The 11,894-nt window shown below is 60.3% G+C and carries 9 protein-coding genes; all 9 read left to right on the forward strand.

The genetic code is table 11. The features are described from left to right. The first annotated feature begins 18 nt into the window (after positions 1–18). The 9 genes from AC6CIA_RS20290 to AC6CIA_RS20330 all read left to right on the forward strand — a co-directional run bounded on the left by AC6CIA_RS20290 (position 19) and on the right by AC6CIA_RS20330 (position 11,884). Positions 19–1,452, forward strand: coding sequence for a sigma-54-dependent transcriptional regulator (locus tag AC6CIA_RS20290; RefSeq protein WP_498314579.1), 1,434 nt, complete (start codon positions 19–21; stop codon positions 1,450–1,452). Positions 1,453–2,175: 723 nt separating this feature from the next. Next, complete coding sequence (locus tag AC6CIA_RS20295) at positions 2,176–3,582, forward strand: polynucleotide adenylyltransferase PcnB (protein WP_498314581.1); 1,407 nt, start codon at positions 2,176–2,178, stop codon at positions 3,580–3,582. Between the two features lie 5 nt (positions 3,583–3,587). Next, entirely contained in the window at positions 3,588–4,070 is a 483-nt protein-coding gene (folK, locus tag AC6CIA_RS20300) for a 2-amino-4-hydroxy-6-hydroxymethyldihydropteridine diphosphokinase (protein WP_498314583.1), read from the forward strand. A 250-nt stretch (positions 4,071–4,320) separates the two neighbouring features. Continuing rightward, the gene (gene panB, locus AC6CIA_RS20305; RefSeq protein WP_498314585.1) at positions 4,321–5,121 is read left to right on the forward strand and encodes a 3-methyl-2-oxobutanoate hydroxymethyltransferase; all 801 of its coding nucleotides are present in this window, start codon (positions 4,321–4,323) and stop codon (positions 5,119–5,121) included. Beyond that, positions 5,118–5,972 (forward strand): pantoate--beta-alanine ligase, encoded by an 855-nt coding sequence (panC, locus tag AC6CIA_RS20310; RefSeq protein WP_498314587.1) that lies wholly within the window; start codon positions 5,118–5,120, stop codon positions 5,970–5,972. The genes panB and panC overlap by 4 nt, the downstream gene beginning before the upstream one ends. Positions 5,973–6,196: 224 nt before the next feature. Further along, positions 6,197–7,861, forward strand: coding sequence for a glucose-6-phosphate isomerase (gene pgi / locus AC6CIA_RS20315; RefSeq protein ID WP_498314588.1), 1,665 nt, complete (start codon positions 6,197–6,199; stop codon positions 7,859–7,861). Between the two features lie 106 nt (positions 7,862–7,967). Continuing rightward, positions 7,968–9,905, forward strand: a complete 1,938-nt coding sequence (acs, locus tag AC6CIA_RS20320; protein ID WP_498314589.1) for an acetate--CoA ligase — start codon at positions 7,968–7,970, stop codon at positions 9,903–9,905. 15 nt (positions 9,906–9,920) lie between these two features. Beyond that, complete coding sequence (locus tag AC6CIA_RS20325) at positions 9,921–10,790, forward strand: oxygenase MpaB family protein (protein WP_498314590.1); 870 nt, start codon at positions 9,921–9,923, stop codon at positions 10,788–10,790. A gap of 77 nt (positions 10,791–10,867) precedes the next feature. Next, positions 10,868–11,884 carry a class I SAM-dependent rRNA methyltransferase gene (locus AC6CIA_RS20330; RefSeq protein WP_498314591.1) on the forward strand — a complete coding sequence of 339 codons (1,017 nt, stop codon included), beginning with the start codon at positions 10,868–10,870 and terminating at the stop codon, positions 11,882–11,884. Positions 11,885–11,894 lie beyond the last annotated feature (10 nt).

The following is an 11,894-nucleotide window of genomic DNA, read 5'->3' on the forward strand; positions in this document are numbered from 1 at the left end:
GTCGAGAGAATTGAATCAATGCCGCACATTTTGATCGTCGAAGACGAAACCATTATCCGCTCTGCCTTGCGTCGCCTGCTTGAACGTAATCAGTACCAGGTCAGCGAAGCCGGCTCGGTGCAGGAAGCCCAGGAGCGTTTCAGCATTCCCACGTTCGACCTGATCGTCAGTGACCTGCGCCTGCCCGGCGCGCCTGGCACCGAGCTGATCAAGCTCGGCCAGGGCACCCCGGTGCTGATCATGACCAGTTACGCCAGCCTGCGCTCGGCGGTGGATTCGATGAAGATGGGCGCGGTGGACTACATCGCCAAGCCTTTCGATCACGATGAAATGCTCCAGGCCGTGGCGCGGATCCTGCGCGACCGACAGACGGCCAACAATGCACCGGCTGAACGTCCCGCCAGCAAGACCGTCAACGGTGCCGACAAGCCGGGCGCCGATAACGCTAACGGCGAGATTGGCATCATTGGTTCCTGCCCGCCGATGCAAGATCTGTACGGCAAGATCCGCAAAGTGGCGCCCACTGACTCCAATGTATTGATCCAGGGCGAGTCAGGTACCGGCAAGGAACTGGTGGCCCGCGCCCTGCATAACTTGTCCAAACGCGCCAAGGCACCGATGATCTCGGTGAACTGTGCGGCGATCCCTGAATCCCTGATCGAGTCCGAACTGTTCGGTCACGAAAAAGGCGCCTTTACCGGTGCCAGCGCCGGCCGTGCGGGCCTGGTGGAAGCGGCGGACGGCGGAACCCTGTTCCTCGACGAAATCGGCGAGCTGCCTCTGGAGGCCCAGGCACGTCTGCTGCGGGTGCTACAGGAAGGCGAAATCCGCCGCGTCGGTTCGGTCCAATCGCAAAAGGTTGACGTACGCCTGATCGCGGCCACTCACCGGGACCTGAAAAGCCTGGCAAAAGTCGGCCAGTTCCGTGAAGACCTTTACTACCGACTGCACGTCATCGCTCTCAAACTGCCGGCTTTGCGCGAGCGCGGGGCCGACGTCAACGAAATTGCCAATGCGTTCCTGGTACGCCAGAGCGCCCGCGTCAACCGCACCGACCTGAAGTTCGCCGCAGACGCCGAACAGGCCATTCGGCATTACGCCTGGCCAGGCAACGTGCGAGAGCTGGAAAACGCCGTGGAGCGGGCAGTGATTCTGTCGGAGAACCCGGAAATTTCTGCTGAACTGCTCGGAATCGATATCGAACTGAGCGACCTGGACGATGACGATTTCATCGGCCTGGCGCCGCAGCAGGGCGGCACTAACACCAGTCATGAACCCACGGAGGATTTGTCACTGGAAGACTACTTCCAGCACTTCGTCCTGGAACATCAGGACCACATGACCGAAACAGAGCTGGCCCGCAAACTGGGCGTGAGCCGCAAGTGCCTGTGGGAACGCCGCCAACGCCTGGGGATTCCACGTCGCAAGACCGGGGTTGCCAGCGAGAGCTGAGGCCACTTCACACGGAGTAACACCTCAAACGTGAAAAAACTGTTACCTCAGATATTCGCGTAACAAAAAGCCGGGGCTTACGGTAACGAAACCCCGGCTTTTTTTGTCCAACAAAAGCCAGAAGACCCGCCGAACCCTTTGTTTTGCTGGGGATTGCAAAAGTTGGCACGCACCCTGCTATATGTTTGGTACAAGAACAATAACAAGCACCGTACAAAGACAATAAAAATAAGACGAATCGACTCACGCACAATAAAAACAACACGGCGGAGGCGCAGCTAACTGATTCTTTTGGAGAGGCGTTGCATTTGGGGCTTGCCCCGCAACCAGGCCGAGAACAACAAAAAACTGCCCTAAGGCAGAGCCTGAACTGGTTGGATCATTGATCATAGCAACACAGCGACCAAAGCAATCCGTTTGCTCTTGACTCCCGATTGGGAGTGTCATGAAGGTGAAATCTCATGGCGAGGGCGATCAACAAAAACAAGAAGCCCGCAACCAATAATAAAAATAGAGCACGCAACTACTTTCTGGGGGAGCTTCGGCTCCCCTTGTAGTTTCTGAAATCCGGCTTTCGGGTTTTGTCCTCCCCTCCTCATTTGAGCGTACGGCTCAACGTTTGCAGCTAGTTCCTACACCATCCCCTGACTAAATGCTAGAATCCCGGCCCATCATGCGGTCATTCTTCGTTTTGGCCGAACATTCCTTCAAACAGTGCATCCCATGCTGAAGAAGTTGTTCCAGTCATTCCGTTCCCCCTTGCGTCGTACGCAACACAAACGCAGCACGCCTGAGGTGCTCAATAGCAGCCAGCATTCGTTGCAACGTGCCCAATTCAGCCGTTATGCGGTGAACATCGTCGAACGCTTGCAGAACGCTGGCTATCAGGCCTATCTGGTAGGCGGTTGTGTGCGGGACATGTTGCTTAACATCACGCCGAAGGATTTCGACGTCGCCACCAGCGCCACGCCAGAGCAAGTGCGCGCCGAGTTTCGCAACGCGCGGATCATTGGCCGGCGCTTTAAACTGGTGCATATCCACTTTGGTCGCGAGATCATCGAGGTCGCAACTTTCCGCGCCAACCATCCGCAAAACGATGAAGAGGAAGACAGCAACCAGTCTTCCCGCAACGAAAGCGGGCGAATTCTGCGGGACAACGTCTACGGCACGCTGGAAGACGATGCGCAACGTCGTGACTTCACCATCAATGCCCTTTATTACGATCCGGTCAGCGAACGCATCCTCGATTACGCCAACGGCGTACACGACATTCGGAATAACCTGATACGCCTGATCGGCGATCCGACGCAGCGCTACCAGGAAGACCCGGTGCGGATGCTGCGGGCCGTCAGATTCGCCGCCAAACTGAACTTCGGTATCGAGAAACACACCGCCGCCCCTATCCGTGACCTGGCGCCGATGCTGCGGGAAATTCCCTCGGCGCGCCTGTTCGAAGAAGTGCTCAAGTTATTTCTTTCGGGCTATGCCGCTGACACCTTCGAAATGCTGGTGGACCTGCAATTGTTCGACCCCTTGTTCCCGGCCAGCGCCGAAGCCCTGGAGCGCAACCCGACCTACACCCACACGCTGATCAGTGAAGCGTTGATCAACACCGACTTGCGGATCAAACAGAACAAACCTGTGACCCCGGCGTTTCTGTTTGCGGCCTTGCTCTGGCCAGCGCTGCCTGCACGAGTCCTGCGCTTGCAGAACCGTGGCATGCCGCCGATCCCTGCCATGCAGGAAGCCGCTCACGAATTGATCGCCGAACAGTGCCAGCGCATCGCAATTCCCAAGCGTTTCACCCTGCCGATCCGCGAAATCTGGGACATGCAGGAACGCCTGCCACGGCGCAGCGGCAAACGCGCCGACCTGCTGCTGGATAATCCGCGCTTCCGTGCCGGCTACGACTTCCTGTTGCTGCGTGAAAGCGCCGGCGAGCAGACCGACGGCCTCGGCGAATGGTGGACCGACTATCAGGACGCCAACGACAGCGAGCGCCGCGAGATGATTCGTGAGCTGAGCGGCAAGGGTGATGGCAGTGGCGATGCACCGAAAAAGCGTCGCCGCAGCAGTGGCAGCAAGCGCAAGCGCAGCGCCGCCGACACCTCGGGCGCAGCGGGCGAGTAAGCGCCGTGGAGCGTATCTACATCGGCATGGGCAGCAACCTCGCCGCTCCAGACCAACAATTGCGCAGCGCCCTCGAGGCGTTGGCGCAATTGCCGGACAGCACCTTCGTCGGCGTGTCCGCGTTCTATCAAAGTGACTCCCTGCTCCCAGGCCAACCGCGCTACACCAATGCGGTCGCGGCGCTGGACAGCGCCCTTGCGCCACTGGCATTGCTGGATGCGCTGCAGGCCATCGAGAACGATCAGGGCCGCGAACGCCTTGAGCGCTGGGGGCCACGCACACTTGACCTGGATATCCTGCTATTCGGCGACCGGCTGATCGATGAGCCGCGCCTCAAGGTGCCGCATTACCAACTGCATCTCAGGGCATTCGTGCTGTACCCGCTCGCGGAACTGGCGCCGGCCGACCTGCAACTGCCCAACGGGCAAACCCTCGGCGACTTGCTGGCTGCCTGTCCGTTTGTCGGCCTGGAACGCTTGCCACTGTAGGAGCGAGCAAGCTCGCGCCTACGATCGCCTCAGTAACAGCGGTAACATCGCGCTCGTAACAATGCGGTAACACATGCAATTGACTTCCAGAGTCCTCCTCACGACTATAGGCGTCCCGCTGCCGCCAACCCGGCGCTAAAGGGCGCAATCCAGGCCTTATAAGCACTGCTCTGAAGAAAGTGCGCCTGTATAAACGAAGACTCACGCGCGTTACTCGCTGTTTCCAAGCGCCTGAACGAGGACCCTTTTCATGCCAGACATTACCCTGACCACCTTGCAGAACCTCAAACTCAACGGTGAAAAAATCACCATGCTGACCTGCTACGACGCCACCTTTGCCCAGGCGTGCTGCCAGGCCGGAGTCGAGGTGTTACTGGTGGGCGATTCACTGGGCATGGTTCTACAAGGGAATGACAGCACGCTGCCCGTCACCACTGCGGAGATCGCCTATCACGTGGCCAGTGTCAAACGCGGCAACGATGGCGCCCTGATCATTGCCGACCTGCCCTTCATGGCTTATGCGACCCTTGAGCAGACACTGCACAACAGTGCGCAACTGATGCAGGCTGGCGCACACATGGTCAAGCTGGAAGGGGCCGCCTGGTTGTCGGAGTCGATTCGCCTGCTGGCTGAGCGTGGAGTACCGGTGTGCGCGCACATGGGCCTGACGCCCCAGTCAGTCAATATCCTCGGCGGGTACAAGGTTCAGGGCCGGAACGAAGCCCAGGCGCGGCAGATGCGCGCCGATGCCATTGCCCTGGAGCAGGCCGGCGCCGCCATGATCGTGCTGGAGTGCGTGCCCAGCGAGTTGGCCGAAGAAATCACTCAAGCGGTGAAAATCCCTGTCATCGGTATCGGCGCGGGGGTTGCCACCGACGGCCAGGTCCTGGTCCTGCACGACATGCTCGGCCTGGCCCTCACCGGTCGCGCGCCGAAATTCGTGAAGAACTTCATGGCTGGCCAGGACAGTATTCAAGCGGCCCTGAGCGCCTACGTGAGCGAAGTCAAGGCGCTCACTTTCCCTGGCACCGAACACGGATTCTCCGCATGAACACCGTCAAGACCCTGCGCGAACTGCGAGCGGCCGTCACCCACGCGCGCAGTGCCGGCAAACGCATCGGCTTCGTACCCACGATGGGTAACCTGCACCACGGCCACGCGACACTCGTGAGCAAGGCCGCCGAACAAGCAGACTTCGTGGTGGCGAGCATTTTCGTCAACCCGCTGCAATTCGGCGTCGGCGAAGATCTGGACAAATACCCACGCACGCTCGCAGCCGATCAGGAAAAGCTCCTGCAGGCCGGCTGTCACTTGCTGTTCGCCCCGACTGTCGAGGAAATGTATCCCGACGGCATGAGCGTCCAGACTCGTGTCAGCGTGCCGCAACTGTCCGAAGGCCTGTGCGGCGCCAGCCGGCCCGGTCACTTCGAAGGCGTGGCGACAGTGGTCAGCAAGCTGTTCAATATGGTGCAACCCGATCTGGCGGTATTTGGCCAAAAGGATTACCAGCAACTGGCGGTCATTCGCGCCATGGTCCGCGACCTGAACATGCCGATACAGATCATCGGCGAGCCCACGGTCCGTGCCGAAGACGGTCTCGCCCTGTCGTCCCGTAATGGTTACCTCACCGAAGAACAGCGGGCCATTGCACCGGTGCTGTACCGCAGCCTGCGCCACATTGCCAGCGCCCTTCAAAACGGTGATCGGGACTTTGCCAGGCTGCGCGCCGAGCAAATCCAGCAAATCGAGGCCGCCGGCCTGCGCCTGGACTACCTGGAAGTTCGCCAGGGCCTGCACCTGCGCCCGGCAACCGCCGAGGATCGGGATGTGGTTATCCTGGTGGCCGCCTACCTGGGCGCGACCCGCTTGATCGACAACCTGCACCTGAACCTGCCCGCCTAAATAGCCCCAGCGCTGCGGCCGGTACAAAAAAGTACCGGCCGCAGCGCAGACAAAGCCAAGACATATCGACACGCTAGGTTTAATGTAATCGCCCGACGCTATTTGTAGCGTTGACGCAGTTGGTCGGAACCCGCCCTTTTATAACATCAGCTATAAAAGCTGGACGTTCCGGGCTTTCAAGTGTCTTAAAGGCAGTCCCAGCAATAAAAAGGAAACCCGCAGCGATGGCGTACTACCGCACTCCTCACGACGTTACCGCTCTGCCCGCCTGGCAAGCGCTCAATCAACATCGCCAAGCCATGCAGGATTTCAGCATGCGCGAAGCCTTCAATGCCGATCCCCAGCGCTTTAACCAGTTCACTTTGAGCAGCTGCGGACTTTTCCTCGATTACTCAAAAAACCTCATCACCCGTGAAACCCGCGACCTGCTGGTGGGCCTGGCCAACGAAGTTGATCTGCAAGGTGCGATCAAGGCATTGTTCGACGGCGAGCCGGTCAACTCCTCCGAAGGTCGCCCAGCGCTGCACACCGCGTTGCGTCGGCCGGTGGGTGACAAACTGTCGATCAACGGCACGAATATCATGCCGGACGTGCACAAGGTACTGAACCAGATCACCGATCTGGTGGGGCGCATCCACGACGGTCTGTGGCGCGGCTATACCGAGAAGCCGATCACCGACGTGGTCAACATCGGTATCGGTGGCTCGTTCCTCGGTCCCCAGCTGGTGTCCGAGGCTCTGTTGTCCTACGCCCACAAGGGCGTGCGCTGTCACTACCTGGCGAACATCGACGGCAGCGAGTTCCACGAGCTGACCATGAAGCTGCGCGCCGAGACCACGCTGTTCATCGTCTCGTCGAAATCCTTCAACACCCTGGAAACCCTGAAAAACGCCCAGGCCGCTCGCGCCTGGTACCTGGCCCAGGGCGGCTCGGAAGCTGAGCTGTATCGCCACTTCATCGCCGTATCCAGCAACAACGCCGCGGCCGTGGCCTTCGGTATCCGCGAAGAAAACATCTTTCCGATGTGGGATTGGGTGGGCGGTCGCTACTCGCTGTGGTCGGCCATCGGCTTGCCGATCGCCCTGGCCATCGGCATGTCCAACTTCAAGGAGTTGCTGTCCGGCGCCTACACCATGGACCAGCATTTCCAGAGCGCGCCGTTCGAGCAGAACATGCCGGTGCTGCTGGCGCTGCTCGGCGTGTGGTACGGCAACTTCTGGGGCGCGCAAAGCCACGCAATCCTGCCGTATGACCACTATCTGCGGAACATCACCAAACACCTGCAACAACTGGACATGGAATCCAACGGCAAAAGCGTACGCCAGGACGGCACGCCGGTCGCCACCGATACCGGCCCGGTGATTTGGGGCGGCGTGGGCTGCAACGGTCAACACGCTTACCACCAGTTGCTGCACCAGGGCACCCAACTGATCCCGGCCGACTTCATTGTGCCGATCGTCAGTTTCAACCCGGTTTCCGACCACCACCAATGGCTGTACGCCAACTGCCTGTCGCAAAGCCAGGCGCTGATGCTCGGCAAAACACGCAGCGAAGCCGAGGCCGAGCTGCGTGACAAGGGCCTGAGCGAAGACGAGGTGCAGAAGCTGGCCCCGCACAAGGTGATTCCGGGCAACCGCCCGAGCAACACGCTGGTGGTGGAGCGCATCAGCCCGCGCCGTCTGGGCGCGCTCGTGGCGATGTATGAACATAAAGTGTTCGTGCAAAGCGTCATCTGGGGCATCAACGCCTTCGATCAATGGGGCGTCGAGCTGGGCAAGGAGCTGGGCAAGGGCGTCTATAACCGCCTGACCGGCAACGAGGAAACGTCTGCCGAGGACGCTTCGACCCAGGGTTTGATCAACTACTTCCGCGGTCGCCACCGCGGCTGATGCGAGGTCACCAGGGCCAACGTCCGTTTGGACGTTGGCCTTGAACCTACCCGCCACAGGGTGCATCTTTATCTCTTGTCGCACATAACAAGAATAAGGATCCCTCATGTTCGATATCAGCACTTTCCCCAAGGCCGATGCCGTCCGCCGGGCTGCGCAACTCAGTCAAGAGGATTATCAGCGCCTCTATCGCCAGTCCATCGAGCAACCGGAGACGTTCTGGGCCGAACAGGCCAAGGGATTTCTCGACTGGATCACACCCTGGAACCGCGTCCGGCACTCGGACATCAAGACCGGTGAGGCCCAATGGTTTGCCGGCGGCCAACTGAACGTCAGTTACAACTGCATCGATCGCCACCTGTCCCGGCGCGCCGAACAAACGGCGTTTATCTGGGAAGGCGATGATCCGACGAAAACCTCCAGCATCACCTACCGCCAACTTCATCAAAACGTCTGCCGCCTGGCCAATGTGCTGAAAAGCCGCGGCGTGAAGAAAGGTGATCGCGTCTGCATCTACATGCCGATGATCCCCGAAGCCGCCTATGCGATGCTGGCCTGCACCCGCATCGGTGCGGTGCATTCAGTGGTGTTCGGGGGTTTCTCGCCGGACGCCCTGCGTGACCGGATTCTCGATGCCGACTGCCGTACCCTGATCACCGCCGACGAAGGCGTGCGTGGCGGCAAACCCGTGGCACTGAAGCAGAATGTCGACAAGGCCCTGGCCAGTTGTCCGAATGTCAGCTCAGTGCTGGTGGTAGAGCGTACCGGCGTGGCGATCGACTGGGTTGAAGGCCGCGACCTGAAATATCAACAGGCCGTGGACAGTGCCAGCGAGGATTGCCCTCCCGAGCCAATGGACGCCGAAGACCCGCTGTTTATCCTCTACACCTCCGGCAGCACCGGCAAACCCAAAGGTGTGCTGCACACCACCGGCGGCTACCTGCTGCAAGCGGCGATGACCTTCAAGTACGTGCTCGATTACCGCGACAGCGAGGTGTTCTGGTGTACTGCTGACGTCGGCTGGGTCACCGGCCACAGTTACATCGTCTACGGGCCGCTGGCCAATGGCGCGACCTCGCTGATGTTCGAAGGCGTCCCGAGCTACCCGGACAGCTCGCGCTTCTGGCAAGTGATCGATAAACATCAGGTGAATATTTTCTATACCGCGCCCACCGCCTTGCGTGCGTTGATGCGCGAAGGTCCCGGCCCCCTGGAAAACACCTCACGCGCCAGTTTGCGCTTGCTGGGCAGCGTCGGCGAACCGATCAACCCCGAAGCCTGGGACTGGTACTTCAACGCCGTCGGCGAGCAGCGCTGCCCGATTGTCGACACCTGGTGGCAGACTGAAACCGGCGGCATCATGCTCAGTCCGCTGGTCAGCGCACAAACCATCAAGCCCGGTTGCGCGACCCGGCCCATGTTTGGTGTAGAGCCCGTCCTGCTGGATGAACAGGGCAAGGAAATCAGCGGCGCGGGAAGCGGCGTGCTTGCCATAAAATCCACTTGGCCGGGGCAGATCCGGAGTGTCTACGGCGACCCGCAGCGCATGCTCGACACCTACTTCAAACCCTATCCCGGTTACTACTTCACCGGCGATGGCGCACGGCGCGACGCGGACGGTGACTATTGGATCACCGGGCGGATCGACGATGTAATCAACGTCTCCGGGCACCGCATCGGCACCGCCGAGGTGGAAAGCGCGCTGGTGCTCCACGACCAAGTGGCCGAAGCAGCAGTAGTCGGCTATCCCCATGATCTCAAGGGCCAGGGCATTTATGCCTTCGTCACGCCGATGAATGGCGTCGAGCCCAGCGACGCGTTGAAAAAACACTTGCTGGATCTGGTCAGCAAAGAGATCGGCAGCTTCGCCAAGCCTGAGTTGATCCAATGGGCGCCAGCCTTGCCCAAAACCCGTTCAGGCAAGATCATGCGACGTATTCTGCGCAAGATCGCCTGCAATGAGCTGGACAGCCTGGGGGACACGTCTACCTTGGCTGACCCCAGCGTGGTCGACGGTTTGATCGACAAGCGCCTGAACCGATAGGACCCCTGAGCCGCCATGGAATTTCTGCGTAGCCGCATCGAATCCCAGTTGATGAGCCTGACCGGCCTGTCCCTGGGCAACCTGGACCTGGAACACCCCAAGGGCGATCCCGGACTGTTCGGACCGGATTCGGTGAGCTGGAAAGTCCATGGCGACTTCAGCAGCATGTTGATCGGCGGCATCAGTGCCTTGATGCTGCAAGCACTACATCCTCTGGCCCTGGCCGGGGTGTGGGACCACTCGAACTTTCGCCAGGATATGCTCGGCCGTTTACGGCGTACTTCGCAGTTTATTTCCGGCACGACATTCGGCTCACGCCGCGACGCCGATTGGCTGATTGAAAAAGTGCGCACCATCCACCTGCAAGTCGTCGGTCATGCGCCTGACGGCCGTCCCTATGCGGCCAGCGATCCTGAATTGCTGACCTGGGTTCATGTTGCCGAGGTCAGTAGCTTCCTCGCCGCACACCTGCGCTACCGAAACCCCGATTTATCGCCCCGGGATCAGGATCGGTACTACACCGAGATTGCCCTGGTCGCCGAACGACTGGGGGCGCGCCATGTGCCGCGCTCACGCCAGGAAGTGGCTGATTACCTGCAACGTATCCGCCCGCAACTGCTGTGTGACACACGCAGCCATGAAGTGCTGCGCCTGCTGCTGGATGCGCCGGCCCCAAGCACGCTGGCCAAGCCTTTCGGCTCGCTGATGATGCGCGCCGGCATCGACCTGTTGCCGGATTGGGCCGGCAGCATGCTTGGACAACAACCAAGCCCGCTGCAACGTCAGCTGATCCGTGCCGGTGTCAGGCGTAGCGCGCCGTTGTTGCGCTGGGCGATGCGCAATGGTTCGGCACAAAGAGCGCATCGACGCATGGGTTTACTGTAGGCGTGCCCCTCGGCTCCTACAGTAAACCCGATAGCTGTTAAACTCCTGCGCCCCAATCAACCCGCAAGGCGCGCTCCATGTCTTCCCTGAATCAGGCGCTGCGCGCCGCTCTCGATCACCGCCAAGACCTGCTCGCCGAGCTGCATGCCCAAGGCAGCGATTGTTATCGGTTGTTCCATGGTAGCCAGGAAGGCGCAGGTGGCCTGACCATCGACCGCTATGGTCCGCAATTGCTGGTGCAGAGTTTTCACCAGTCCCTGGAACGCGACGTCCTGCTGCAGCTGCACCAGCAGGTCAACCAGTACATGGGCCTTGAGCTGCTGCTGGTCTACAACGATCGCTCCCGTGGCAACTCGCGCATCGACCGTGAAGACACGGTCTACCGCGCCGAACCCGCCGCCCTGGAAGACCTGGTCGGCCATGAGTGGGGCCTGAACTATCGCGTACGCGGTCGCCATGCCGGGCAAGACCCGTTGCTGTTTCTGGACCTGCGTAACACCCGTGGCTGGGTCAAGGAACACAGTGCCGGCAAACGTGTGCTGAACCTGTTCGCTTACACCTGTGGCGTGGGCCTGAGCGCAGCAGCCGGTGGCGCCCGTGAAGTGTGTAACCTGGACTTTGCCGAGGGCAATCTGGCGGTCGGTCGCGAAAACGGCCAGCTGAACCCGCAACTGCCGGCAATGCAGTTTGTGCAATCCGACTATTTCCCCGCCATCCGCCAATTGGCGGGCTTGCCGATTACCCAGCGTCGCGGTCAAAAACTGCCCAGCTACCCACGCCTGGAGCAACGCCAATACGACCTCGTGCTGCTCGACCCTCCAGCTTGGGCCAAAAGCGCCTTTGGTACCGTCGACCTGCTGCGCGACTACCAGAGTTTGCTCAAGCCTGCGTTGCTGGCGACGGCCGATAACGGCGTGCTGATCTGCTGCAACAACCTGGCAAAAGTCAGCATGGATGACTGGCGTGAGCAAGTGCTGCGCTGCGCCGAAAAAGCCGGAAGGCCGGTGCGCGACTGGACAATCATGACGCCAGGCGCAGACTTTCCCTCCCAGGACCAGCAGCCCCCGTTGAAGACCCTGATCCTGCAACTGTAGGACCTGTCCT

Source organism: Pseudomonas sp. GQ91, assembly GCF_059758795.1.

Excerpts from the sequence above, each read along its gene's own strand:
- acs (WP_498314589.1), top strand. The coding sequence starts at position 7,968 with ATGTTCGATATCAGCACTTTCCCCAAGGCCGATGCCGTCCGCCGGGCT.
- panC (WP_498314587.1), top strand. The coding sequence starts at position 5,118 with ATGAACACCGTCAAGACCCTGCGCGAACTGCGAGCGGCCGTCACCCAC.
- AC6CIA_RS20295 (WP_498314581.1), top strand. The coding sequence starts at position 2,176 with ATGCTGAAGAAGTTGTTCCAGTCATTCCGTTCCCCCTTGCGTCGTACG.
- AC6CIA_RS20325 (WP_498314590.1), top strand. The coding sequence starts at position 9,921 with ATGGAATTTCTGCGTAGCCGCATCGAATCCCAGTTGATGAGCCTGACC.
- AC6CIA_RS20330 (WP_498314591.1), top strand. The coding sequence starts at position 10,868 with ATGTCTTCCCTGAATCAGGCGCTGCGCGCCGCTCTCGATCACCGCCAA.
- pgi (WP_498314588.1), top strand. The coding sequence starts at position 6,197 with ATGGCGTACTACCGCACTCCTCACGACGTTACCGCTCTGCCCGCCTGG.
- panB (WP_498314585.1), top strand. The coding sequence starts at position 4,321 with ATGCCAGACATTACCCTGACCACCTTGCAGAACCTCAAACTCAACGGT.
- AC6CIA_RS20290 (WP_498314579.1), top strand. The coding sequence starts at position 19 with ATGCCGCACATTTTGATCGTCGAAGACGAAACCATTATCCGCTCTGCC.